At 41.5% G+C, this 26,235-nt stretch carries 25 protein-coding genes and 1 pseudogene; 10 read left to right on the top strand and 16 right to left on the bottom strand.

Annotation, left to right across the window (positions count from 1 at the left end; all coding sequences use genetic code 11):
- Positions 1–46: 46 nt before the first annotated feature.
- The 7 genes from AC6I3O_RS26965 to AC6I3O_RS26935 all read right to left on the bottom strand — a co-directional run bounded on the left by AC6I3O_RS26965 (position 47) and on the right by AC6I3O_RS26935 (position 6,772).
- Positions 47–1,228, bottom strand: coding sequence for a HAMP domain-containing sensor histidine kinase (locus tag AC6I3O_RS26965; protein ID WP_286152583.1), 1,182 nt, complete (start codon positions 1,226–1,228; stop codon positions 47–49).
- Positions 1,216–1,890: a response regulator transcription factor gene (locus AC6I3O_RS26960; protein ID WP_300858580.1), complete on the bottom strand. Its 675-nt coding sequence runs from the start codon at positions 1,888–1,890 to the stop codon at positions 1,216–1,218. Before AC6I3O_RS26960 ends, AC6I3O_RS26965 begins: the two co-directional genes overlap by 13 nt.
- 82 nt (positions 1,891–1,972) lie before the next feature.
- Entirely contained in the window at positions 1,973–2,341 is a 369-nt protein-coding gene (locus tag AC6I3O_RS26955; RefSeq protein ID WP_016220979.1) for a hypothetical protein, read from the bottom strand.
- An 11-nt stretch (positions 2,342–2,352) separates the two neighbouring features.
- A complete protein-coding gene (locus tag AC6I3O_RS26950; RefSeq protein WP_497853818.1) occupies positions 2,353–3,579 on the bottom strand; it encodes an ABC transporter permease in 1,227 nt (408 codons plus the stop codon).
- A gap of 1 nt (position 3,580) precedes the next feature.
- On the bottom strand, positions 3,581–4,465 hold the full coding sequence (locus AC6I3O_RS26945; RefSeq protein ID WP_016220981.1) for an ABC transporter ATP-binding protein: 885 nt from the start codon (positions 4,463–4,465) through the stop codon (positions 3,581–3,583).
- A gap of 203 nt (positions 4,466–4,668) precedes the next feature.
- Positions 4,669–6,078 carry a sensor histidine kinase gene (locus tag AC6I3O_RS26940; RefSeq protein ID WP_497853816.1) on the bottom strand — a complete coding sequence of 470 codons (1,410 nt, stop codon included), beginning with the start codon at positions 6,076–6,078 and terminating at the stop codon, positions 4,669–4,671.
- Positions 6,068–6,772 carry a response regulator transcription factor gene (locus AC6I3O_RS26935; protein WP_016220983.1) on the bottom strand — a complete coding sequence of 235 codons (705 nt, stop codon included), beginning with the start codon at positions 6,770–6,772 and terminating at the stop codon, positions 6,068–6,070. The genes AC6I3O_RS26940 and AC6I3O_RS26935 overlap by 11 nt, the downstream gene beginning before the upstream one ends.
- 207 nt (positions 6,773–6,979) lie before the next feature.
- On the opposite strand from AC6I3O_RS26935, the gene AC6I3O_RS26930 reads away from it, so the two are divergent.
- Genes AC6I3O_RS26930 through AC6I3O_RS26920 form a run of 3 tightly spaced genes read left to right on the top strand, consistent with a single transcriptional unit; the run spans position 6,980 to position 8,500 of the window.
- Positions 6,980–7,402, top strand: a complete 423-nt coding sequence (locus AC6I3O_RS26930; RefSeq protein ID WP_497853814.1) for a MerR family transcriptional regulator — start codon at positions 6,980–6,982, stop codon at positions 7,400–7,402.
- A gap of 56 nt (positions 7,403–7,458) precedes the next feature.
- On the top strand, positions 7,459–7,668 hold the full coding sequence (gene dmpI / locus AC6I3O_RS26925) for a 4-oxalocrotonate tautomerase DmpI (RefSeq protein ID WP_066535663.1): 210 nt from the start codon (positions 7,459–7,461) through the stop codon (positions 7,666–7,668).
- A 28-nt stretch (positions 7,669–7,696) separates the two neighbouring features.
- Positions 7,697–8,500, top strand: coding sequence for an SDR family NAD(P)-dependent oxidoreductase (locus tag AC6I3O_RS26920; protein WP_497853812.1), 804 nt, complete (start codon positions 7,697–7,699; stop codon positions 8,498–8,500).
- A gap of 24 nt (positions 8,501–8,524) precedes the next feature.
- Here the strand turns inward: AC6I3O_RS26920 and AC6I3O_RS26915 are convergent, their stop codons facing one another.
- Positions 8,525–8,863, bottom strand: a complete 339-nt coding sequence (locus AC6I3O_RS26915; protein ID WP_497853810.1) for a winged helix-turn-helix transcriptional regulator — start codon at positions 8,861–8,863, stop codon at positions 8,525–8,527.
- A gap of 126 nt (positions 8,864–8,989) precedes the next feature.
- Between AC6I3O_RS26915 and AC6I3O_RS26910 the strand changes: the two genes are divergently transcribed.
- Positions 8,990–9,793, top strand: coding sequence for an amidohydrolase family protein (locus AC6I3O_RS26910; RefSeq protein WP_497853807.1), 804 nt, complete (start codon positions 8,990–8,992; stop codon positions 9,791–9,793).
- Here the strand turns inward: AC6I3O_RS26910 and AC6I3O_RS26905 are convergent.
- Complete coding sequence (locus AC6I3O_RS26905) at positions 9,790–10,167, bottom strand: MerR family transcriptional regulator (protein ID WP_016220987.1); 378 nt, start codon at positions 10,165–10,167, stop codon at positions 9,790–9,792. The two genes, AC6I3O_RS26910 and AC6I3O_RS26905, sit on opposite strands and share 4 nt — an antisense overlap.
- Before the next feature lie 81 nt (positions 10,168–10,248).
- Here AC6I3O_RS26905 and AC6I3O_RS26900 point away from each other — a divergent pair, with 81 nt between their 5' ends.
- Complete coding sequence (locus AC6I3O_RS26900) at positions 10,249–11,037, top strand: SDR family NAD(P)-dependent oxidoreductase (RefSeq protein WP_016222309.1); 789 nt, start codon at positions 10,249–10,251, stop codon at positions 11,035–11,037.
- Between the two features lie 165 nt (positions 11,038–11,202).
- A complete protein-coding gene (locus AC6I3O_RS26895; RefSeq protein WP_016222310.1) occupies positions 11,203–11,442 on the top strand; it encodes a hypothetical protein in 240 nt (79 codons plus the stop codon).
- A 73-nt stretch (positions 11,443–11,515) separates the two neighbouring features.
- Here AC6I3O_RS26895 and AC6I3O_RS26890 read toward each other — a convergent pair whose 3' ends face one another.
- Positions 11,516–11,944 (bottom strand): YwbE family protein, encoded by a 429-nt coding sequence (locus AC6I3O_RS26890; RefSeq protein ID WP_497853803.1) that lies wholly within the window; start codon positions 11,942–11,944, stop codon positions 11,516–11,518.
- Between the two features lie 171 nt (positions 11,945–12,115).
- Between AC6I3O_RS26890 and AC6I3O_RS26885 the strand changes: the two genes are divergently transcribed.
- A complete protein-coding gene (locus tag AC6I3O_RS26885) occupies positions 12,116–13,774 on the top strand; it encodes a hypothetical protein (RefSeq protein WP_016220719.1) in 1,659 nt (552 codons plus the stop codon).
- A gap of 1,477 nt (positions 13,775–15,251) precedes the next feature.
- The gene (locus tag AC6I3O_RS26880) at positions 15,252–16,496 is read left to right on the top strand and encodes a hypothetical protein (RefSeq protein ID WP_497853801.1); all 1,245 of its coding nucleotides are present in this window, start codon (positions 15,252–15,254) and stop codon (positions 16,494–16,496) included.
- Between the two features lie 769 nt (positions 16,497–17,265).
- Here the strand turns inward: AC6I3O_RS26880 and dnaX are convergent.
- The 4 genes from dnaX to AC6I3O_RS26860 form a co-directional block, all read right to left on the bottom strand.
- Positions 17,266–18,639 (bottom strand): DNA polymerase III subunit gamma/tau, encoded by a 1,374-nt coding sequence (dnaX, locus tag AC6I3O_RS26875; protein ID WP_497853800.1) that lies wholly within the window; start codon positions 18,637–18,639, stop codon positions 17,266–17,268.
- Between the two features lie 161 nt (positions 18,640–18,800).
- A complete protein-coding gene (locus AC6I3O_RS26870) occupies positions 18,801–19,427 on the bottom strand; it encodes a DNA polymerase III delta subunit-related protein (protein WP_497853797.1) in 627 nt (208 codons plus the stop codon).
- 285 nt (positions 19,428–19,712) lie between these two features.
- Positions 19,713–20,336: a hypothetical protein gene (locus AC6I3O_RS26865; protein WP_497853795.1), complete on the bottom strand. Its 624-nt coding sequence runs from the start codon at positions 20,334–20,336 to the stop codon at positions 19,713–19,715.
- The gene (locus tag AC6I3O_RS26860) at positions 20,305–22,044 is read right to left on the bottom strand and encodes a hypothetical protein (RefSeq protein ID WP_497853793.1); all 1,740 of its coding nucleotides are present in this window, start codon (positions 22,042–22,044) and stop codon (positions 20,305–20,307) included. Before AC6I3O_RS26860 ends, AC6I3O_RS26865 begins: the two co-directional genes overlap by 32 nt.
- Positions 22,045–22,820: 776 nt before the next feature.
- On the opposite strand from AC6I3O_RS26860, the gene AC6I3O_RS26855 reads away from it, so the two are divergent.
- Together AC6I3O_RS26855 and AC6I3O_RS26850 are read left to right on the top strand one after the other, a co-directional pair.
- Positions 22,821–23,669 carry a ParA family protein gene (locus AC6I3O_RS26855; RefSeq protein ID WP_016220713.1) on the top strand — a complete coding sequence of 283 codons (849 nt, stop codon included), beginning with the start codon at positions 22,821–22,823 and terminating at the stop codon, positions 23,667–23,669.
- A complete protein-coding gene (locus AC6I3O_RS26850; RefSeq protein WP_016220712.1) occupies positions 23,670–24,716 on the top strand; it encodes a ParB/RepB/Spo0J family partition protein in 1,047 nt (348 codons plus the stop codon).
- Positions 24,717–24,755: 39 nt separating this feature from the next.
- On the opposite strand, the pseudogene AC6I3O_RS26845 reads toward AC6I3O_RS26850, so the two are convergent.
- Both AC6I3O_RS26845 and AC6I3O_RS26840 read right to left on the bottom strand, forming a co-directional pair.
- A pseudogene (locus AC6I3O_RS26845) lies at positions 24,756–24,929 on the bottom strand (DUF3854 domain-containing protein); the annotation flags it as partial.
- Positions 24,930–25,091: 162 nt separating this feature from the next.
- Positions 25,092–26,108, bottom strand: coding sequence for a hypothetical protein (locus AC6I3O_RS26840; RefSeq protein ID WP_302168160.1), 1,017 nt, complete (start codon positions 26,106–26,108; stop codon positions 25,092–25,094).
- Positions 26,109–26,235 lie beyond the last annotated feature (127 nt).

Here is a 26,235-nt window from a genome sequence, read left to right as displayed (position 1 = left end):
CGAAATATCAACAGAAAGACAATAAAAAGAAAAAAAGCCGGATCACTTACGCAATCCGACGGAATATCGCTGTCACCACAGCCCCTCCCTGTTCATCATTTCCCAAAACCAGTCTTCCCCCATGCTTTTCACAATACAGCCTGCTGATATACATGCCCATTCCCGCGTGCTTTAAGCTGTCCTTCACATTCTGCCCGTAGAATGCTTCCGTAATTTTCTCCGCGTCTTCCCGGAAGCCCCCGCCGTCGTCCCTAACACAAATGCTTAATTCAGAATATCCTGTCTTTACCAGGATCACAATCTGTTGTTTCCCATAGCGGAAGGCATTTGACAGCAGATTTTCCGTAACCTCCAGGATTATTTCCTTATCTCCGCAGAATACTTCCCCTGATTCCGGCACTTTAAGCAGACATTGTTTCCCATACTCCTTTTTCAGAATGGCAAGCTCTGAGCAGATATCTTTCTCCAACTGCCCGGCAGAAATATCCCCCGGAACCAGCTCCCGGTTTTCCAGGCTGCTCATTTTCCGCATGGTCTCTACAAACACGTCCATTCGCTCGATCTGGCGCCCGCTCTCTGACAGCATCTCCATCGCCTGTCCCAGATCGATATCTTCACCCGGTAGGTACTCCGTCAACATTTCCTGATACCCTTTCAAAACGGACAGCGGAGCGCGTATATCATGGGCGATAGCCGCCCTTAACATCTTTTCCTCCTCAATCGTTCTCCATAAGATCTGATTATTCCTGGCAAGCGCCTCCCGCATCCGCTCAAACTCCTTACAGAGTACGCCCATCTCATCCTGATTCTCATAGGCAATATGAAAGTCCAGGTGATTTCCGGCAATCTTCTGCGAAGCCTGCGCCAGTTCTTCCATCGGCATTTTCAGCTTGTTCCGGTAAAAGAGGAACACCGCCCCGCAGCTTCCCGCCATGGACAGGATCAGCACCGTATACGTCTGTAAGAAATCACAAAGCTCTGATACAAAATAATCGGACCGTGTCATCTCATAAGCGCCCGGCCTTGGAATATCCGCCACATAATCAGGGCCTTCTTTTTCCACAGCTTCAAAATATGCGTCTTCATCCACATACTTCCACCAGACCTGCCTCTGCGTCTGTCCTGCAATCCTGACAATGACTGCCGAGAGGATAAAACTTCCAAGTAAAGCAGCCGCCATATACAAAAGAATCGTTTTTCTCACGGAAAGATTTCTTATTTTGTCCATCGGTATCCCATCCCCCATACGGTTTCAATGTACTCCGTTTCTGTATATTGCCGGAATTTCTTTCGGATTCTGCGGATCAGTTCTGTAATCACCCTGCTGTCGCCCTCCGCGTCATATCCGCAGACCTTCTCATAGATCCTGTCCTTATCAAAGACCATTCCCGGATTCATGGCCAGGAACTCAATGATTTCGTATTCCAGTTTTGTAAGCTCCAGATATTCCGCATGGATCTGCACGGTCTTTGCCTTATAATCAATCGCTAATTCACCCGAAAAGCAGCATTCTGTCTTTTCTCTGCGGCGCACCTCCCGTTTCAGGTGCGCCGTAATCCTTGCGTCAAGTTCCTTCAGACTAAAGGGCTTTAAAATATAGTCGTCGCCTCCCGAAGAAAGCCCGTTCACAACGTCCTGCTCTTCCACCCGTGCAGTCAGGAACAAAACAGGGCAGGTTACTTTATCCCGTATCATCCGGCATACCTCTATCCCGTCAATGTCCGGCATATTTACATCCAGAAGTATGATATCCGGCTTAAGCTTTATCTTGTTTAACCCTTCTGTTCCATTTTCTGCCGTAATAATCTCATACTTTTTTATCTCAAAATATTTCTTCAGCATCCTGAGAAGTTCGGTATCATCATCAATAATCAATATCTTGTAGGCCATTTTTGCTCCCTTTCCCCAATATCCCCTGCCAGCGATTAAAGATGATTATACTACACAAATCACAACAAATAAACAATGAACCCTATTCCATCTTTTTTATCTCATATACGGTCGGGTAATAATAGGGTGTTTCTTCTGTAAATGCATCCTTGAGTTTTACTGTAACTGCATTCCCTTGTTGAAAATCATCAATTGACAGTTCTTCCCCATCTTTACCAAGCAGTTTTGTATCTTCGCTAATGCCAAGTGAATTGACCGGACTACCGTAGACTTCTGTTGTCCGTTCGATCACCAGCCGAATCTCTCCATCCGGCTGTGTGACAGTTTCCTGGACAATGGCCTTAAATGATTTTTCAGACCATCTGGGGGACTGGCTGACCACCGTTACGCCAACGACAATGGCCGCCAAAATTATCATAATGCCTATAACCATTCTTTTTTTCTTTCTCATACATTACCTCCTTACGCAACCTGATGTTTCTTAAATCCCAACCTTGCTAACGACAACATAATTACAGTTAAAACAGTATAGAGTACTGCCCTTACGGTGAGTACATCAAAAACCATACCGCCGAATTGATACGAAATATATTTGCCAAATTCCGGCATTGTCGAACGGTAGGGCAGTAAAAATAGCAGCAGATTATATGCCCCTGTGGTTCCGTTAGGCGTTAAGAACATAGGGATGAACAGGAGCGGGACAAGAATAATCAGCACAGCATACGGGCTTTTCATCTTTGCGGACAAAAGAAGCGTCACCCCGATCATTGCAAGCAGTACCAGGTAAATAACGCCAATATTTATTAACGCCGCCTGTAAAAATGTGTATGGGTAAGGGATTGTGGTATTTGCAATCTGAAGCGGCAGATTCCATCCATCTGTCCCAAACGCTGCAAGCGGCAGGCCGCACGCCACAACAACATGGAGGATAAATGCCGCCGTTCCAAATAAAAGCGATGCTGCGATCTTTGCTGTCGTCAGCTTTGTCTTCCCATACTTTGCAGACAAGATCACCGCATCCGTTCCCGCCTGGTATTCGCCGGAAAAGACAGGGGCAATCACAACGCAGATGGCCAGCAATGCAAACATCAGAAGCTCAAAGCTGCTTATAATGATCTCCCATCCCCCATGATATCCATACTGCAGCGGTATACCTACCTTGTCAGCCATACCTCCCCAATACTCTTTTTGCTCATCGGTCAATGCCCGGGACGGACTGTCGAGCAGGGTCTGTATCTTCCCTTTCATCGCCTGGTAAAAGGGGTTTTCCTCTTTTACCTCCACCTCAGGAAGATGATTGTAGCCCCAACTGTCATTTGGGCTGCTGTAAGTATCGGCAATCAGGTTCAGCAGTTTTTCCCTTGGCGCAACTCCGTTCCAATAGGCGTCGCCGACTAAGAATTGCTCGTTTCCGTCCGTTCCGACATTATCCGGATCTTCAAACAACCCCTGCACTTCCCGGATTGTTTCGGCAACATATTCTTCGGATAAAGGGACAGATAAATCTGCAAACTGCTCCTTTTCATACGCGATCCCCTTTGCCCCTTTTATCACGCCGTCCTGATTGTAGATCTGGAACTGTATCATGGGCAACCCGAAAAGGAATCCTGTCAAAACCAGACTGACCGCCATCACGATTAACGTAGATTTTTTACGCAATATTTTCAAAAACTCATATTTTACCAACATATTACCTTTCCTCCTGTTGTTCAGCTTCTTCCCCAAAATGATACAGAAATAAATCTTCCAGGCTCGGCTCCACAGCCTGTGCATCTTCCCCCGGCGCCGTTTCCTCTATCATGCGTAACCTTACCATATTGTTTTCATGGTGAAGATTCACAACAGAAAATTTCCTGCTGTATTCTGCCGCCGTCCTTTCATCAACCAAAAGCTCCCATACCTTGCCCCTGATACTGTCTGTAACCGTACTCATCGGCTCCTGCAGAAGAAAATGCCCCTCCTTCATCATCAATATGGTATCCGCAATATAAGAAACATCCGAAACAATATGTGTGGACAGAATCACGATCTTTTCTTTTGCAAAATCAGAGATCAGATTGCGGAAACGTACTCTTTCTTTTGGGTCAAGCCCTGCCGTAGGCTCATCCAGTATCAGAATAGCCGGGCTGTTCAGTTCTGCCTGCGCAATCCCCAGACGCTGCTTCATGCCGCCGGAGTAGGACTTGATCTTCTTATCCGCCACATCAGAGAGATTGACCATATGAAGCAGATTTTCTGTCCGTTTTTTTGCCAGTTTTTTATCAAGGCCCTTCACTGCCGCCATATACAGCATAAATTCGCGGGCGGTGAAATCCGGATAAAAGCCAAAATCCTGCGGCATATATCCCAAATGGGTATAATACTGCTCGCCTAACTGTTCCACCGTCTTTCCATTCAGGCAGATACTACCCGAAGTTGGTTTCAAAACGCCGCATATCATCCGCATGAGCGTCGTCTTGCCTGCGCCGTTTGCGCCAAGCAGCCCATATATCCCCGGCGCTAAATTAGCGCTCACATTGTTGACGGCACATTTCTCACCGTACTGTTTTCTTAAATCCTGTAACTGTAATTCCATATAAAACCTCCTATTCATTTTCATAGCCATCTTCCTCCTAGTGGTTTGCCAAAGACAGTATCTGCCTGATATGCATGCCTGGCTAAGTTTCCTGCGGATGCATTACTGCATAAAAAATAGATGACTTAGCTCTTAGCATAAATCATCTATCTTAGGCAGTGCTTTTCTGTATCTTAAGTTAACCTTAATTTATCTCTCTTAAGTTATGGATTTCCCAAAGAAAGAATAATCGTAAAACATGTTCCTTCACCTAATCTGCTCCTGACATCAATATTGCCGCCATGGAGTGTGATAATCTGCTTTGCAATCGCAAGTCCGAGACCGCTCCCTTCTGGTTTCTCCTTCGTGTTTGTCCCTCTGTAATACCGATTGAAAAGCTTCGACTGCTCCTTATCACTCATGCCTGTCCCGTTATCAGAAATACAGATCAACACATTCTTCTCTGAATCGGAATCTATACGAATCGTCACTTCTGTTTCCGGCGGGTTATGCGTCAAAGCATTAATGATAAGGTTATTCACCGCACGGCGGAACAAGCCGATATCAAGACTGACCTGGCATTCCTGTATATTGCTTTCAAACCCAATCCTGCGGTTTGCAAAAGCAGGGTCATTTACAATATCAATGACCAGCTCTTTTAAGAAGCGGACAAGGCGTACCGTCTGCGGATGATATGGAACTGCACCTGAATCTAGCTGATAGGTCAGCTTCAGGTCATTCATCATTTTCTCTGTGTGATTGGCACTTTTTAAAATAATCCCGCCATATTCCCGTACTGCTTTCTTATCAGGGGTAGGGGTTCCCATAAGCAGCTCCGCATAGCCTTTAATGGGTGAGAGCGGCGTCTTTAGATCGTGGGTAATATTTACAATCCATTCTCTGCGGAGCCGTTCCGTATCCTCCTGGACCTTATCACTCTTGCGGAGCTCTATATCCATCTGATTGATCGCCCCGTAGACTTCGCCAAACACTCCTTTTTCGGTCAGCGGAACATAGGAACGCAGGGAAATATCCCCGATACCTTTTGCGATCCTGCCAAGATGCCTGGTAAGCCAGAAGCCATACCAAACCATGAACAGAAGAACGAAGCACAAGATAAAGGAGATTCCCATGAGGAACAAAAACGAAAGCCGTCCGACATGCTCCCCGTTGTAATAAAGCATATGTTTTCCTATGGCATAAGGAAACCCGATCAAATAACTCCATGTTCCTTCAAGACTTTCATAACTGCTCACAAAAACTGTATATCCCTGCTCATAAGCACCCCCGGAAAGTGAAATCAGTTCAGACGCAGAGTATCTTGCCGGGTAATTCTCGGGCTTGTTGCGGGAGAAAACTTCCTGCCCTGTCTCATCAATGACCTGAAGCCACAGCCCATATTCATCCAGCCGTTCAAGCCCTATTTCTTCTATCTTGATCTCGCCGTTATCGTTCCCCATCCATATGGAAAAATTATCCGTAAACCGATTCGGCCATGAAGCAAGGCTTAAGCCCTCCGGCTCAGTGATTCCGAAAAAATAATAAAACATGCCGATTGCGGCAGCGGCAGCGATGAGAAGTAATACTGCCACGAAAATGAAGATTCGTAAAAATGGATTCTTTTTATTTTTCATATGGATTCACCAGTTTATAGCCTAATCCTTTCATCGTGATAATATATTTGGGCGCCGCAGGGTTTTCCTCTAATTTTTCTCGAAGATGACGGATATGCACCATCATCGTATTATCACATCCAAAGCTATCCTCGCCCCAGATCGTTTCATACAAGCGCTCCCGGCTGATCACTCGTCCCAGGTTCTCCGCCAGATACCGCAAAATCTCAAATTCCCGCGCAGTCAGCCCGATTTCTTTTCCATTCTTCACAACCCTGCAGCCGTCAGTGTCTATCATCAGTTCGCCGATTTTAACAGAAAAATCCCGGATTGGAGCTTGCCTGTATTCTGCGCGGCGTAACTGTGCTTTTACCCTGTATGCTATCTCTTTCGGACTGAACGGTTTTGTAACGTAATCATCGCCTCCGACAGCCAGTCCAAGTATTTTATCCAGTTCATCATTTTTTGAAGAAAGGAACAAAACAGGGCAGTGGGAAAACTCCCGGATCTGTTTACACACTTCATACCCGTCTATATCCGGCAGCATGACATCTAAAACCATCACATCCGGCTCCATTTCCCTGCATGTGGTTACAGCAGAAAGCCCATTGTCAATTTTCGTGATATTGTAAAACCCCTCTATGTTTAAAGCCCTTTCCAACAAATCCAATATAGCCGGCTCATCATCAACAAGCATAATCTTATACTGATTCATTTAACAGCATCCTCCCACAGCATCATATTGTCCCAATTTAATCATCTCCTCCTTTTTGTACATAATAATATTACTATGCTCATCATGCAATACCCATCCTGGTACTGTTTTTAAGAAAGTTCAAAAAATTTTTGTTTTATGGTATGATTCCTCTTGCTTTGAAGTGCGCTTCATAGTTTATTCTACAAAATGAATGGAGGATTTGAAATGTACTCAGCAAAAGAAGCTGCTAAGATCACTGGCCTTTCTACCGCAGCGTTAAGATATTACGAGAAAGAAAGTTTATTGCCGCCAGTAAAAAGAAATGACCAAAAGTATAGGCAATACACAGATGAAGATATTGAATGGATTCGAATGATCCAATGTATGCGCATGGCTAATATTCCAATCCACTCTATCAAGGAATATGTTTCTTTGTTGATACAAGGTGGAAAAACGCTTGAACAGCGCTATGAGATGGTTCAAGAACATATAGAAAATATCATGGGGCAAATAGCCAATTTACAAAAGGCATTGACTTTGACACAAAGTAAATTAGCCTTTTACGAAAAGATTTTGAAAGAGCCGCTGCACCAAGACATAACGTATGCTGAGGAATGGAAAATGTTTAATCATGGAGGCCATGTATAACACAAATTCTGTTTCTGACATAAATGCAACAACACGAAATGAAAAGGAGAGATAATATGCCCTATATCACGGTTGAAAGCGGGAATTTATCAGACGCCCAAAAAGAGGAACTGATAAAGCGGTTGACGGAAGTATCTTCCGAAATTATGAAAGTACCGCAGGAGTTTTTTGTTACCACGATCAAAGAAGTGCCTGATAAGAATTTTGGTATTGGCGGGAAAACGATTGATAAAGTTAAGGCTGAATATATTCGGGCACATCAATAAATTTTGCACATCGGAGATACATCCAGATGTGAGTTTATTCCAACGCAAAGGAGAAGGTGAAGTGGACACTGTTTTGATTACAGGTACTACAAGCGGGATTGGAGCCGCTTTTGCTGAAAAATTTGCAAGAGAAAGAAATAATCTCGTTCTTGTATCAAGAAGTAAGGCAAAACTCCAGCGGCAGCAGGCAGAACTACAATCACGCTATCAAGTTTCGGTTGAATGTATTTCCTGCGATTTGGCAGAGAATGGGGCAACCGAGTTAATTGCGAACAAGGCCAGAGAACTTGGATTGTCTGTTGATGTTCTTATCAATAATGCTGGGTTTAATGAAACAGGATATTTTACTGACACGCGGCTCTCCGAAGAACTTGACATGATACAAGTACATATTAAAGTTTTGACAGCTTTAACAAAGCTGTTTTTGCCCGGAATGATAGAGCGTGGGTATGGACGAATCTTGAATGTGGGTTCTACGGGAGCATATATGCCCTGTCCATGCGATACGGTATATGCTGCCACAAAAGCCTATGTCCTCTCTTTTTCAAATGGGCTTTATCAAGAACTTAAAGGAACTGGTGTTACTGTTACTTGTTTGTGCCCTGGTGCAACAAAGACCCTTTTTGCAAGCAAGGCAAATATTGAGAACACACTGCTTTTCAAGCTCTTTGTAATGCAGCCAGAAGATGTTGCGTCCATCGGCTATAAAAGTCTGATGAAAGGAAGGCGATCAACAACTGCTGGTTTATATAACAAACTGCTGGTGTATTTCTCTAAACTGCTTCCTATTTCTGTTATCAGCCCCATCGTTCAATGGATGTTCAAAGAGTAGAGGGCAACGATACCAGGTCTTGTCTCATTCGCTAAAAAGATTTTTTGAAATAGCAACTTGATAATTTGTTCCCCAATCGCACAGCGACTTCAAAACGGGACAAATACTTTCACCAAGTTCTGTCAAAGCATATTCTACTTTTGGTGGGTTTTCTGTTCTCTGAATGATTTTCTGATCTTCCAGTTCACGAAGCTGCTGCGTCAGGGTCTTGGTGGTGATCTTGCCTAGACGCCGCTGCAATTCGTTGAACCGCACCGCTCCTTTGGAAATCTGCCACAAAATTTTCAGTTTCCACTTCCCGCTTAACACATTGAGACCGATCTCCATTGGGCATTGTTCCGTAACAGCGATTGATTTTGCCATAAATTTTCCTCCATAATGCACTATCAAAAAAGACACTACATATCAAAAAAGTGCGTACTTGTTCACCCTTCCTGCCTGTGATATGCTTGATCTTGTCATATAAGAGCAAAGAAAGGAATGGATACCATGATTGTAGACAGTCACCAACACGTTATGCTCCCCACATCCATGCAGATTAAGAAAATGGATGATGCCGGAGTGGACAAAGCAATCTTGTTTACAACGACCCCTCATGTTGAGAGGGCCGCAACTGCGACTTTGGATGCAATCGGCGCAGAAATGCAAGTGCTGTACCAACTCCTGTCCGGCAGCTATTCTCCCGAAACGCGAATATCAAAAATGAAAGACACCATTCTGGAGCTGAATCAGGCTATACGGACTGCGCCAGATCGGTTCTACGGTTTTGGCCCGATTCCGCTGGGGATTTCCGAACAGGCAACAGCAGAGTGGGTATCCCAACATATCATTGGGAACTCTTTCAAAGGCATTGGCGAATTTACCCCAGGTTCTGAAACGCAGATTGAGCAGTTAGAACCTATATTTAAGGTTTTGGAAGATTATCAAACTCTTCCCATTTGGGTACATACCTTTAACCCGGTTACGCCAAACGGCATAAAAGCCCTCATGGAACTGTGCCGGAAACACCCTGCTGTGCCGGTTATCTTCGGACACATGGGCGGCTCAAACTGGATGGATGTAATCGCCTTTGCAAAGGAGCATGGACAGGCATACTTGGACTTGTCCGCAGCTTTTACACCGTTGTCAGTCAAAACGGCCCTGACGGAAGTACCGGAAAAATGTCTGTTTGGTTCTGATGCGCCGTTTGGGGAGCCGCAGTTATGCAGACAGCTTATTGAATTTGTCAGTCCATCCCTTTCTGTCACAGAACTGGCTTTGGGCGGTAACATAGAAAGGCTGCTGCAGATTTAAGGCTCACCCTCCCGGCGACACTCAATCTCCTGCCGGTAAAAAGCGATTTTTTCGTCCAACATGGCCTCATGTTCCTGCAGTTGCCTGATCCGCTCATCCAGGGATTGGCGGTGCTGCATCAGCATTTCCATACGTTCGGAAAGAGTAACATCCCCTTTGGCCCGTAACGCCGCATATTTTTTGATTTCCTTAATTGGCATCCCCGTTGCTTTTAGACGCTTAATAAAAGCAATCCAGGCAATATCTTTTTCCGAATAGCGGCGGCGGTTGCTGGAGTTCCGTAACGGGATAATCAGGTTTTCATGCTCATAGTAGCGCAGGGTATGTATCCCCAGCCCCGTGGCCTTTGAAAATTCTCCAATGGAATAGTCCAAAAAACTCCCTCCATCCTCTTGACGTAGAGTTTACTCTACATTGTATGCTCTTATTATACTTGATGAATGGAGGGATTGCAAATGAAGCCAACAAAAAAATACACGGTTGTTACCGGGGCCAGTTCCGGGATCGGAAGGGAAACCGCAAAAGCCTTTGCGAATCGGGGGAGGAATCTGATTGTCGCCGCCCGCCGCACAGAAAATCTTGAAGCCCTAAAGCGTGAAGTCACAGAGCGGCACCCCACACTGGATGTCGTAATCAGGACTGTTGACCTGTCTGTGCGGGAGAATGTATATCAGTTTTATTCCGATTTAAAGGACTTCCAACTGGAAACCTGGGTCAACAACGCAGGCTTTGGAAACTACGACAGCGTGGCACAGCAGGACTTGGGGAAGATTGACACCATGCTCCGGCTGAATGTTGAGGCTCTCACTATCTTGTCTTCGCTGTTCGTTCGTGACTATAAGGACGTTCCCGGAACACAACTTATCAATATATCTTCGGCGGGAGGATATACGATTGTCCCTACTGCTGTTACCTATTGTGCGACAAAATTCTATGTCAGTACGTTTACCGAAGGGCTAGCTTGGGAGCTGATTGAAACAGGAGCAAAAATGCGGGCCAAAGTTCTGGCTCCTGCGGCAACAAAAACGGAGTTCGGGAAAAAGGCCAACAACGTGGATGCCTACGATTATGACAAAGCGTTTGGCACTTACCACACAAGCCGGCAGATGGCGGAGTTCCTGCTGAAGCTATACGACAGCGACAGCACTCTCGGCATCGTGGCCAGAGAGACTTTCCAATTTAAACTGCAGCCCCCGGTGTTCCCTTATGCAAACAGCTCTACTCATAATCAGAATCCAAACTAAGTAAGGATTTTTCCATTGAACGGCAGCCAGAGGGTAAGGTCTTTCCTTGCCCATTGACTGCCCATTCATGCTGAACAGTCCGCAGAAATTGTAGGTTCTACCATAATTCCATATACGTTTCATACCCATCTGGTGTTATTCTATGGGTGCAAGGAGGTGCTATTTATGAATTTCTATTCTGTATGCGATTTAAGAACCGAAACCAAAAACCTATGGGATAATCTTTCCGCAGACGGAGAAGTGGTCATTACCAACAATGGAAAACCGGCTGCCTTAATGATCAATATCCCTACGGACTGCTTTGACGAGGTCGTGCAAGCTGTCCGTCAGGCAAAAGCCATGATTGCTTTCAACAATATGCGAAGCAAAGCTGTTTCCCGTTATTTTGGTGTTGGACACCAATAAATATAAATACAAGCAAAAAATAACCCGCTAATCCGAATACTGCATAAACAGTATCGGATTAGCGGGTGTACTACTATTCCATCAATGTCTTCTGAACAATCTCTGATTCGAAAAACTCTTCAGAAAATTCCCGGCTCGATACACTATATTCTTCGTATATATCTACAAAACCGTATTTTAACTGATCTAATTCTACCTCTCCCAACCTATAATCCCGCTGAAAGATTTCCCATGACTCTTTTTTATTATCGCTTTGGTACAGCATATCGCCGGTTTTTATTTTTGATCCAACCATAATATAGATTACATTCAGATCCATTGATCCCCTGCCTACCTGCCCATCCTTTAACATGACCTTGATACCTCTGGTATGAACCGGCCGGTTAGTAAGTATCCTGTCCACGTACCCCTCTGTCAGCTTACCTGATTTCTGATCCTTCTTTAAAATGATTTTTACCCGGCTTCCCGGTCCGATATTCCCCCGATACATATGGTTCTCCATATATCCACCTCCCTTTTGTTATCCATTTTACAGTAACTTCTCTCTTCTTACAACCAGGCACATCTGATTTATTTGTTCCATACTGATAGCTGCTGTCGGAAAAGTTTGCATATTTTTTCCCTTTATAATATAATAAGAAAATAGACGCTTGCTGTTACGGAGGTGAATAAGATGTCAGATATGATAGATAGCAACCAATATGAGAAATATGAAAAGATAGCATTATTCATCCAGCCAAATATCCACAAAAACCTGATTGCCACTTATGAGAAGTATATCAGGGGTAAAAAGCCAGAGTTATATATAGATGAAAACTACATCAAAACCACAAAACCTTTATCCAGGGCATCAGATACGGAGCCTTCTTCCCAGGACAAAAAAGATTCCCGCAGAAAGTCCGTATCACTGGAGGATATTATCACCGTCTGTACATATATTGCACTTTCCAAGGAAAATATTGAGCAGTCGATTCGTACCTACCGCGAGAACCGGCGCGTATATAAAAGGAACTGGTTCAACAGTATCAAGGAAGAAATGGGGCCTCCAGAGAAAATGAGGCCAAAAAATCCCCGGTTATTGAGAAAATATGCGGAATCCACGTCATTAATCAATAATATGGACCGTTCACAGGATGATGACCGGACCATTGAGGAGATCATGCTCGACAAGTACAATGAAATTGACAACTGGCGTTCCGATACGACCGCTCCTATTACAGATTTTTCTTTTACGGCCCAGAAGCCGACCAAGACTCTGGCCAACGCTTTCATCAATGACATCACCTTCGAGTCCCTTCTAATTATAAAGGATGCCTTTGGCGGATCGATTGAAGGCTTTAATACAAAATACCCCACCGAATTCAACGAGCATCCACTATTCTCGTTCCGAAGCACGGTAATGGATTTCGAGCCGCAACTGTTAGAAAATGAACTTACCTTTTTCAACCAGTACAGCTATAAGGACGAAGACAAGGGGATAGAAGGCGACATTACGGTAAAATATAATCCGGACGTGGATCTTCCAAGTACAGTCACGGAAAAAAATCTCTCTAAGATTATGAAAGAGTTCCAGATTAACCTGAAACAGCGGGAACTGGATATGAAAGACCGAGAGATTATGACGCAGCTCTTTAACCTGATCAATGGAGAAACGCTTTCAACCCAGCACATCCGGGTTGATTTAAGGGAATTTACAAGAAGGGTTTTCAATATCCGGGTTCCAAAGAAAAAACACTATGAAGACATTGGAAACCGGCTGGAAAAACTGAAAAACTATGATTATACGATTACTGTGCGGAGCCGGGAGACCGGTGAACTTATTGAAACAACATCCCTTGGATTGCTGAATTACCTGTACATCAACTTCCAGGAGAATTATTTCCAATACACCCCTTCTGAGCAGTGGATCCGCACCTATGTCCAGAAAAAGTACATCAATATTTTAACAGACTCCTATAAAAGTGTTGACTCTCCGCAGACAAAGGGCATCATGATGATCCTTCAACAGGAGCGCCTTACGGAATATGCAAAGAACTCCTATACCAAGACCCTTCCGCTGAATTATTTCCGCCTTCACATGAAACTTCAGAAAATCGGAAACGCTGCCCTGGTCAAAGAGCTGACAAACCATATGTCCATATTGAAATCAGAGCAGATTGTAATTAAAGATTTTGAGTTTATCAATAAAAACTCTGCTGTTACAATCCAGTTCCTCCCACTGGACTCCAAAGAACTGATTGCTTATGAGTTTAATACAAAAGCGCTTGATGATCCTTCAAAGATTATTGATGTAGAATGTGTCGATATCACAAAAACCGCAGGAGCAGATTAAGCTTTCTGCGGTTTCTTGCCCTTAAAACTTTGTCGCTATCTCAATCCGGAACTTTGTCTCCATCTTCCATCACCTATACCGCATATCTCGATTTTGTCGTTATCTTTTGCTGATATACCCCTCATTTTTATCATTTAGTCCGCTTTTTTGGGTGCACTTTTTATCTCTATATGCTCCGATTCATCATTTAGTCCGTTTTTGAGGGTATGTTTTTCTGCTACTCTTTATACCAAACTTACTTTTAGTCCGCTTTTTACGGCACATTTTTTCAGTCTGTACACATTCCCGGTTTCTATTTAGTCCGCTAATCCGGGTGCATTTTTCATGAATCTGTATCCCTGCCCCTTTATTTAGTCCACTTTTTCAAGCTCATTTTTTCTATCCATTCCGTTCTCGTTCCCCCATTTAGTCCGCTTTTTCAGGTGTTCTTTTTCACGGAAGGCTGCCGCCATCTGCACCGGATATCACAATAACTGCCGCAATTTAAATACAAATTTTAATTTTGTCGCTATCTTTATCATTCTGTACCAGATAAACTGATTTTGTCGCTATCTTTTTGTTTCAGATAGCAGATCCATTAATTTTGTCGCTATCTTTCCCACGATTCACCCCACAAAAAATAAATTTAGTCCGCTTTTTTAGGTATTTTTTTCTATTTTTTTTCATTTAGTCCGCTTTTTAAGGGTACTTTTTTCTTTCAAATTTATTCAGTCCGTTATTTGGGGTGTATTTTTTCTGATTTTTTTATTTAGTCCGTTTTAAAGGGTACACTTTTTTCATTGTATGATTTCCCCCAAAAAAAATATCTTTCCCCCAATACAGATCTTTTGAGGAAAATTTGAGAACTCAGCCATGATTCCTGTTAAAATCTTCTATTTAGTCCGTTTTTTGCGGCTTCTTTTTTATAGTCTGTCATGATTTCCCAATTTAGTCCATAAAAAATGGCTCTTTTTTATAAAAAATTTTTTTCACTTTTTTTCTAAAAAGTCCCGAATCCTTAAAAACCCCGTAAAATCAAGGCTTTTCCGCATTTTCCCATTTTCTTGTATCATAAATTTGCAGAAAAAATATATTTAAAATCCCCTTTAAACACATAGTTTTCTCAATTTAGTCCGCTTTTTCGGGTGCGACTTTTTGATTTTACAAATCCAAAAATATGTAGTATATTTAGAATGTTGATAAAAAAATGTGAATAACTTTGTGAAATTTGGCGGTTTCAAAAAAGTTATCCACATCGAATATAAAATATACTTACAGTAGCTTTTCTTGACGGTTTAGCTACTACTACAATATCAATCAGAGATCAATCATAGATACTGCTATTGACCAATGGCTGATACTGCATTAATATTATAGACTATTCTTTCTCTATTTTCAAGTATTATTGCCGAATCAGTCAATATTGGGTGTTTTTGTGGTACAGTCATATATTTTTATTGTTTGTCCTGAATCAATATTCTGACATGAGGTGATTAGCTTGGAATTATCAAAATATGCACGGATTGGTAAAGCTCCTTTTATCAAAGCAATCGGAGTTCAGAAAAACCATAAAGAAGTCATATATACAGAAAGCCAGGAACTGGATTATGCAGCGTCTGGCTGTTTTGCGTGCGATAATTACAAGAACATTGATTTTTATGAGTTTATGCCGGAGGAGATTCAGAAAGAAGCCAAGAACCGTTGTAAGAACTGTCCCTGTGCCGTTTACAAAACAGTTGTACATGAAACGTGTAAAAGCGTGAACGAGAAAAATATTTTTGGAAATGCCAAAAGGTTAAAATCCATAGCCTTAAAGCTGCTGCTCATCTATCATTTTGCCAGTCCTGATGAGCATGGCCTAGTGCGCGGCCTTTCCCCCAGGGAGCTGGCCGGCATGCTTGATTGCACCGTCCGTTCCGTTAAAAATGCTAATTCTGTATTGCAGGAATATGGATATATTATGTGTTCGTCTGATGGACTTTCTAAAAAAAGGATCCAGGTCATCCTGACTGAATATGAAACATATTCTCTTCCTGCTGATAAAGGCGGCCGGGGATATGCTACATTTAATTATGAATGTCTGGAGAAGCTGATTCAGATTACAGACCTGAACCAGCTCCGGATTTTTCTGCGCGCTGCTTTAGATATTGATACGAACCGTAATCCGGAAAAAGAACTGACTGTCACGCAGGATTATGATTTCCTGCGCCGTTTTCTTCCTAACTACTGTAAGCCAGGAATCATACGGCATGCTTTATCTTCTGTTTCGGAGCTTTTTTCTGTCGCTTTTGACGGTGACGAAGAACATATCCATTTAAAAATGAATCCCCTCTGCCATGGCCGCAGGAATTATGATAAGAATGTTGCACAGAATACTTCCCTTATAAAAGATTACATTTCCAGCCTCGATAAAGCAATGGACTGCATAAACCAGAGTATCCTTACAAAAATCCAGCCCGACGAGGCTGATGCATCCTTTTTGGCCCAGGAAGGAATTCTGACCAAAACTCTGACCAAGCTGGATAAATCCTTATTTGTTCCTTTCCACTTATCCGCAAAGGAATATAAGGACTTAGGGGTTCTCTGCACTACATATACATTTGATGCAGTCAAAAACTGTATCGGTTATGTTTATGAAAATTATAACTCACAGTTTAAAGTCACAAGCATAGGCGCCCTTATACGGACCATTCTCCACGATAAGAATAACCGGCAGGAATCTTCATTATTCCAGACGGCATAATGGGTCTTTTTGTTGTGCCCTTTTTTATTTTCAGACAGTGATTCCCCTTCTTTTAGCCGGAAAATCAATAAATCTATTCCATTTTTGAAAGGATAACTTTACCTTACCCTATAAAAACTATTTTGCGATTCATGCATATCTATTGTTTTGGAAACAAAATGGAAAATTTTCATCCACAAGTGAAAAATATTATCCTTCTGCGAAAATTTTCATCTACATCATAAAAAAATCTTCCACGGAGGCATACTTTCATCCACACTGGAAGTTTCTCATCCGTCTATATTTCCATTTTTCCTTGTAAATACGGGGTTTTTCATATTCAGCATTTATCAATTATATATATAACTATATATGAATTATATTATGATAAATATATATATAAGGTTTTACTCCCCTCCCCATACATATATCCACAGAATAATCTAATCAGATTCATAGAACGATTTTAGTATAACACAATTTTACATTAAATTATAGTTTATTTTCAGAATACCCCATAACCATAGATGAGGTATTCTGAACTACTTAACGTATATATTCGATTTTACAAAAAAACAACCCACAGACGTCTATATATTTTGCTGCGATCACGTATACAGGGTACAGATTTGTCTTAAAACAATAGGAATCAGACGTTCTTTCACAGCATTCCAGAATTGTTGCAAATAAGAAATGTTTTCTCTTCGCATTCTCATATTTCCATTTATAGTAACCTGTCTGGGAAAATATATAGCTATAATCATACCATACAGCAGGAAGATTAGCAGAGTTAAAGATGACCTCCGAGTAAGCTTAGTATATAATCATCTATTCCGTCATCGGTTTCTTCCTTCACATCCTGTGCCGGAACCAGGCCGGCCTGCTCATTTTCAAATATTTCTGTGTCAACTGTAAATGGATTTTCATCCATGTCTGAGCCTGTATGAAAACTGTCATCGGAATCATTGACGATGTTATCGTTTAATTTAATTTTGTTGGAATCTTCTTTATGCACAGAACCGCATTCATGACTGAGTATTTTTTCCTCCAAAACACTGATTCGTTGAAGCAACACTGCTGTGTTACTTTGGGGGAGTTTTATGTTGCAGCATTTTATCAGGTATACAAGGACGTCCATATAAGGATTCAGACTGTTCCTTATTTTTTCACGAAGAATACTGAATTGCTCCACATACCAGAATAATATTTCAATTTGGCAGGAACTAATTATTTCATACAGTGCATCCTGATATTCTTTTGTATTATATAAAGCTGCAGTTCCAGATGATGCAGAAAGAACGATCCCATCCGTACAGCATTGGAGTATATGATCGACCAGCTGCATCAAATTTTTCCCTTCTTCGCAGATTCTCTGAAGCAAGAGGATTGCCTGCCTGCCGTCACCATTTACAAGCGAACGCATGATCTGCAAAGCAACCTCGCTATCCATAAGGCAAAGGGATTTCATCACATGCTCTACTGTTACTTTTTCACAGGAGATCATTAGCTTTTCTGTGATACTGAGGGCATCCCTCATAGACCCGTCAGCCTGTTTTGCGATCAGCTTTATGGCATCATCCTCATACTGTTTTCCCATTTCAGTTAAAACGAAGGACAGTCTGCCGCAGATGACATCAATTGATATAGTCCGGAACTGGTAAATAGAACATCTGGAACGTATAGTTGCAGGAATTTTATGCATTTCTGTCGTACAGAGTATGAACAGACAATGTTCCGGCGGTTCCTCGATTGTTTTCAGGAGTGCGTCAAATGCAGCTGCTGAAAGATTATGTACTTCATCTATGATATATATCTTTTTCGGCAATATGGTAGGCATATACTGGGCTGATACAATAAGTTCCTTTATGTCTGTAATAGAGTTATGCGATGCCGCATCCATTTCAATACAGTCTAATGTTTTTCCTTCCAGAATCGACCTGCAGTTTTTGCATTGATTGCAGGGACCGTTTTCACTTGGGGCCTCACAGCATACTGTTCTTGCAAGGATACGTGCAATGGTCGTCTTTCCTGTTCCCCTGTGGCCTGCAAAAAGATAGGCAGAATCAAATTTTTTTGTTTTACACTGTTCTTTCAGCGTTAAGATATTATTTTCCTGCTCTACTACTTCTTTGAATGTTTGCGGCCTATATGTTGAGTATAACATAAAATTCCTCCTTTTATTTTATTTGGATTATATATCGTATCAGATTGAAATAATCGTTTTTCGTATAGGAACGTTGAGCCATGGATAAATGCTCCAGTCCATATTCCATGATTTCTAATGCTTGTGCTCTTGTATATAACGTATCCGGGAAGGGATATCCCTTACTGGGAACTTTCCGGGGAGATTCTGCTAAAAACTGATAAAAAGGATATAAGAATGTATTCATTTATCCCTTCCATAGATGCAGTAATGGAATAAGGAGCATTTTCCGTTAAAAAACCTACGAAGCCAATACAATCCTTATCAATTTTTAATTCCTTCAGATATTTTTCCATCGCTTCTTCCCTAAGCGGGTGAAAAAGGACAGAATAACAGCGGCTTTTGATGGTATCGAGCAGGCTGTCTTTTTCCGAGACAATAATCAGCTTATTACTTGAAGCTCTGTCTTCTAATAGTTTTAAAAGACGGTTTTGTGCTGTCCTCGATACAGTATGGGCACAAAAAAGAATAAATACTTTTACATCTCCAATACTGTTACGGCGGCTCGCTTCGAGAAGCTGTTCAATATCATCTACTTTCAGGGCCGATTGGGTTGTCTGGTAATAGTCGGGATTTTTTTCTAAGTCTGACTCCTGGCACTTTAGAAGCTTTGCAGCTATATATCTTGCCGCAAGCTCTTGCCCAAGCCCTGGAATACCCTGTAGTATAATACCCGGCGGTTCGGTCAGTGAGAGATAATTTTCAATCTCGTCCATTGTATCTTTATTTATGTATAGATGTTGGTGCATTTCCAATTCCTCCTTGTAGGTTCGTTTTAGACAAATATAAATAGTTATTGAGTTTTGAAACGTATACTGCCCCGCTTTTCTGCTGGTTTTCTGTCATATAAAATTCCATATTACTGATCTGCAAATAAGATGTGTATGCAAGGTTCAATATTAATGCTTCCCGGTTCATAGCCTTCCATCTTTCCTTTTTATAAGCAGTTTGGATTACATTATAAAGAAGATTTTTATCTTCTGTCGAAATATGGTGTTTCATTTCTTTTATATATGATTCAATGATCTGTATGCTTAGGATATCTTTAGGGAGCCAGTGATTAGCAAGTCTTCCTGATATGGAATCTTGAGGTCCGGATGGTATGCGTACATCTTTTGTGAACGTATAATCTGGATTGCAATGCTTGTGACAGATACGGTCTGGACGAGCAGGGCGCCGTTATATGCGCCCGAACAGGTCAGGCCGGCAGGAGTTTCAGCCAGCCTGTTTTTTTGACCTTTCAATACCAGATTTAATAGTTCCCGGAAGGGGGCATGTGTGACTAAACTGCTCTGTTTATCTAGCAGGTTTAAATAATGTTCTTTTTCCAGCTCATTTAAACCGTCAATAAAGCTGCTGAGTGAATACTCGGTTACAGGGCTTATTTTTTGAATTGTGAACTCTAACTGGTTCTTGTAGTTTTTTAGCACCTCGCCCCATATTTTGATGACTTTGCCTTTAAATTGAAGGTATCTCTCGTCTATATTATTTTCCCATATCCGTCCGTAGATAACGCCGGTTTTATCCTGGAGTTTCAGGAACAGATATGGGATTCCATTTCCTTCTGTATAGCTTAAGGCAATTTCCTTTAGATAAAACTCTTCTTCCAGTTCTTCTGCCAGATGTTCAGACAGATGCGATATGTAGATCTTTTTCATATACATCTTCTCCTATTTTATAAGATATATTTTTCATTCTGTCTAATAAGTTTGTATAATATTCCCCAATCATACTGTTTAGGATTTTATCATCCGGGTAAGCGAAATAATGGGTTTCTTCAGGCTTTAGAAGGGAACTGACAATGTGAAGATTGCGGAATAAATGTATTTCGCCACACCGTGCAAAAATCTCACACTTTCTTAGAAAATAGTTAAGATTATATTTTCCCTTTTTTGGCAGAATTTCCTTTCCATCCTTGCGTTCTTTTTCTACAGAAGATATCAGAAGCTGCTGATATTGCAGTGCAACCTGGTCAAATTCACATTTCATGGACAGGTCGCCGAGCATATCATCGAGCATATGAAAATATTCATGGATAAAAGATGTTGGATGCCTGAAATCAACTACCATAGTATCGATGGAGGGATAATACAGACCAGTTGCATGGTGTTTACCAAGTTTCCGAAAACGCAGAGCAACGTTTTTGTTCATATAGCCATTGAAAATATTTTGATTTAATTTCTTGAATTCTTCCGTTATGGAATCAACCAGATTCAGGTCTACATCTTCGTCAAATTCGATAAAGCCGAAATATGTGTTTAATTCTGAGGATTTCATTTTATGTACAACGTGCTTTGGAATATTTTTCTTGGTTTGGTAGGCACGTGCGACTATCCTTTTTAGCTCATTTCGATGTTTTTCTTCCTCTGCAAGATCATGTATGTTTGCGATATAATGCCTTAATGTCATGAATATGTATTCTCTGTAATAGTAAGGCAGGTCTATCATGGCAGATTTTCCGGAAACATTTAGTAAAATATCATAAGACAGATAGGAATCCCCATATACAAAAGAAAGTAGGTTAAACACTTCGGAATGGCTTTTGAAATAATCCTTATAGAGTGTTGAAGGTTTGCTTTCGGAACCGGCTGCTTTGATATAACAGTTATGTATTGTATCCTCCTGATAACCACAATCGATCAGATAGTTGGAAAACCATTTTGGAAGATCAGTCATATCCCATTTATAATTTTCCAATATTGATACTAAGTCACGAATCAGGTGCTTCATGGTATCTTCGATATCCGGATCGTCAAAAGAATCCATTTTCAGCTGGTTAAGCCAGTTTATTCCGAACAAAGGATAAAAAAAGTTTTCGGCATGGTACATATGGATGAAATGACGAGGATTTGATTTGTAATGATAGCTGCCATTAGAGAAACGTTTCCCAGGACTGCATGGAAGATAAAATGTTGTGTCTTTTATTTTAATTGTTAAAATAATGTTCGACCGGCTGACATCCCTGGCTAATCCTTTTTCAAATAAGTTGGATGCAGATTCGATTTTGCAGCCATAGTTTTTATTAACAAAGTGCAATAAAAAAGGAATGCCTTTGCTACTTAGACATTCCTCCGTTTTTATTTCTTTTAGATTTTTTTTGATTTCTCTTTCTATAGCACTTTGTATTTGCTGCTTGGCTTTATATTCTTCCACATCAAGCCGGGGATATTTTAAATCGCACAACCTAACCGTTAGGTTATGAGTTTTAAAAACGACCCGTTCTTTTTTCTCCCTTGCTAATGATAATATTCTTTCCCCTTCTGACAAGTAATTCATGCAATCCTTATCTTCTTGACTTTCATTGGATTTATCTGGTTTATCCTCGATAAGTCCAAGCATAATAAATAGATTTGTTGTTTCGTTCATGTTTTCCTCCTTTTAAAATAAAAAAGACATCAATGGATGTCTGCCTACATAGTATATCAAAACTTATTTCACCTATCGCTAGGGATTGAAAGAAACGGAAAACCAAAGGTCATCCGGGATCAAAAAACAAGTTTTTTAAAGTATATCAATCATGTGTCAGATTGTCAATTCATATGTATGTCTGAGAAAATATTTCGTTACGGTTCAGCTTTTTGATCCATTTATAGTTCGCTTCGCAAAGGGGTGGATTTTTTTGCTGTCACCCTAACGGTTAGGTTCTGTGTTTTATACGAAATGTGGTATGGCCCTATGGTCAGGGATAACAAAATGTTTTTTTAGAATGACCCTAACGGTTAGGTTTTATGATTCCGTAACTGCTTCAGAGTAGCTTTAAAAGCATGCGGAAATACAGACGGCTGGTAAATAAAATTATATAAAGAGATACAATGTATACAAAATACAGTATACAATAATAATATTAAGCATAAATAAAGTGAATAGAGTAATTATCAAAACCTAACCGTTAGGGTTTTGGCTTTTACCTGTTTAAACTCTCAGAAAATTAATTCGAGGAAAATGTCGGAATTTCTGATTTTATTTCTTCTGTGGTAAAGCCAGATAATTTAAATTGAAAAATATATTTTTAAAATCTATAAAATATTAATTTGTTCTTAAAGATAAAATTTAAGTTGAAATTATAATTCATATGTGTAATAATAAGAAAAGTAATAAAATATGAAACCTAACGGTTAGGTTGTGCAAAAGGAGGAAGCGGCGTGGCTATTGTAATAGGGGATTATAACAGAAAAGGGGGCGTGGGAAAGACCAGTTCTATCATCAACCTGGCAGCCGAATTTGCATTAGCGGGAAAAAGGGTTCTGCTGATTGACGGGGATTCCCAAATCAATCTGACTCAGTTCTTCTATGAAGACAATGAAGATATTCTGGAGAACGGAAGAGTAAAAGAGGGGATTGATACACTTTATAATTTGTTGGAGGAAGATCTGAATATTCATAATCATATCAGGACCTGTGAATTTTCCGCTCGCAGGAAATGGAGAAACAAATTCAGGAAAATCAATTTAAAACTGGATATTATTCTCGGAAGCGGAGATATGGATTATTACAGTGGAACCGACATGAATCTTCTGAAACGCAAACTTGATATGTTGGATGGATATTATGATTATATATTTATAGATTTTCCGCCCGCACATAATATGGTGACAATGACCTACCTGGTAGCCTGCGATTATGTAATTGTTCCTCTGCATCTCGCCAAGAACACCAGTACGCATGGATATGAAGACGTCATTGACAGGTGCCGCGAAGCGCGGGAGGAATATGGGAACAAGAGACTGCAGGTACTGGGGTTGTTTTATATAAGTACACAATTATATAAAGGGGATCAGAAAGCCTTATATGAATACAGCATGGAGGATGAAACAAGGACTTCCATGCGGCTGTTTCGGACAACGATCCGCCATGATTATTCGAGTATGCAGATTAGCGAGTGGGAGAAAAGGCCGCTTTGCATCAGCTGTGGAAGCAGTGAGATTGCAAAGGATTATAAAATGCTGATGAAGGAGATGGAGGAGAGAATTCAGGAAGAAAGGGGAATATAAATGGCAAAGAGGAGTTTGGCAAGCCAGGCGCTTACAAAACGTAATACGATGCAGAAAGCAGCAAGTAAATCAGAAGATTTCCAGAAGGAGATAACGGATGAAACGAATGTAAATGAACTTCCAGACGAAGTAAAAGAGAAGATAAGGTATCTGGAAGATAACATGCTGGAAGATGATCCTTATAATCTTGAAATATACGGTGAATCTGAAGTGGAAATGCTGTCCCGATCCATGAAGGATTATGGTTTCCAGGGGATCATTCTGGCATATCCGCATGAAGGGAAATACAGGATAGAATCCGGGCACCGCAGGAGAGAAGCGGGGCGGCTGGCCGGTATTGATAAATATCCGGTTCTGGTTACAGAAGCACCAAAAGAGGAATGGGAGCGAAGGATGCGGCTGTTTCTTGGCAATCTGCATGGCAGAAAGGAAAAGCCAATGATTCTGGCAAGACTTGCTCAGGGACTTTTTGAGGCCCATGAAATGGAGATTAAGCATAAGAAAAGGGAAGGGTTGCTCAAAGAAGGGGAGATAACGGCAATTAATGAACTGGTCGCTATTGACATGGAACTGGATATCAAATCCGTTGAAAAGTACCGGGCGCTTTTGAAGCTGATACCGGAGTTGCAGACAATGGCAGATTCGGAGGTTTATTCCTGGTCCGGACTTTCCAGTGCAAGTACATTGAATGAAGAGAAGCAAAGAAGCCTTGCAGAGATGATACGGAAACAGACGGAAAAAGAAGGAGCTGAAAGTGTAAAAAAGGTTCGGATTTTAGAAATGATTAGTAATCTGAAATTAGAACAGCTTTCATCCGATGTGAAATCTGCTGTTGGAAGAAATGAAAAGCCAGAGCAAAAAACGGGTGTGCGCGTCAGGCGTAAAAACGGGACTAAAATAATCATGAAGTGTGCGAAGAGCCTCCATGAGGTATTAGATGAGGAGTCCTTAATCAAGGACAACGAAGTCTCGGTGGTCATCGAAACGCTGGAAGGGCTGAAAAAGAGCATTGATGAGAAGATTGATGCATTAAAAATGGAAACCTAACGGTTAGGGTCTGAGAGGATGGGTACACCATCCTCTATTTTAAACTGGAAATACCTGAGGCTTTACCCCAAGTACCAGAATGTCATCTAATCCTTTTCCGAAACCTGGATTCCAGCTGCCGATATACGTATGAAATGAATGATTTTTTAAAAGTGCTACTAATTTTTTTTCATGCCGATGGACATGCTCATTAACATTTTTATCGGCGTCATAGGCAACAACCGCACTCTTGCATCCTAGTGTTCCATCCGGTCAGAAATCGAACTCCTGAACTGATTGGTTCGCACCATTGCGTCGTTAAAAGTTCTAGTCGATGCGCCCACATCGCCGTCGAACTTTTGCCTAGCACTGGCACGAACCAGACAGCTCATTCGTTCAATTTCTGACCGGATGGAACACTAGAGTTTTCAAAAAATCAAGAACGGATCTACCGGATTTGTCCGTTTTGGTTAATTTGGCATGTGAATTTACACCGGGAAGCGAGATTACAATGCAACGCAGAAAATAGTTTGCAACGATTGCTTTTTTCTCACCCTCTGTAATATAGCATACGCCAGGGTCATCTGTGGAAGGGTGAAAATAGAACCCGATATGGCTGCCGGCCCGGCAGCCATTAAGATATTCATTCGAAAGAATGTTATTGCTATCTTTTGAAGGGTAAAATGAAGAAAAGTTTTTATACTTATCCTTTTCCTTCCCTTTCTCATCTTTTCCTGGATGGTCGAGGCGCAGCCGGATACGGTACAACATTCCGTCAGTATCATAGATAGGTATCAGCATTCCGGGGTGTCCTGTGAAAGTCCATTGAAGATCAGCTTCCTGATAAAAACCAGGAACTCCCTTCAGAGTTTTGTGTTTTTTCAGCAAAAGCTGGCAAATCCTGTGTCGTTCCACATGGTCACTGTAGAACCCTTTGACACTGTCAAACTTTCTTGGAAAAGACAGGGAACGTATAAAACTATCTCTGATTAAATCCTTTGGCCATCTCTCGGATCGCAATCCTGCATAGTGCTTCTTTGATAAGCAAAGCAGGTTCATAAAATCTGTATAAATTAAATCCAGATCGTTGTTAGGCAGAGGAATGGTCCCATAGTCGGCTGGCGGGGCAGGGGCTTCCTGTGCGGGACGATAGGTGTAACCAAAAGACTTTTCAGATACCCGGCCTCTTTTCTCAATATCAGAATAAAGGCATGAACTGTCAGGAAGCTCCTTTATGTAGTAGTAGGTTTTGCCGTTGACTGGACTCTGTGCTTCGGGAGAGTGGATTCTCCGGCAGACGTAAAGAAGCTGTCCGGGATAAGCGGCGTTGTCCGGGATGAGAATGCTGCACCAGTCGGATTTGCCGCAAATTGGACAAGGTTCTGCCTTAGAGACATTACGAAATGTACCCATATATACCTCCCATGGCTTTATAGCCTGTGGCTGCAAATGCAGTCACAATAGATCATATCAACCTGTAATATGACTGCATAATGCAGAAATGGTGGAAGATGGACAAAAGCCCCGGTTCCATCCTGGC

This window comes from Sporofaciens sp. St.21A7, from assembly GCF_059728535.1.
Note: the sequence above shows the minus strand (reverse complement) of the source record. Positions and strands in the feature narration are given on the sequence as shown.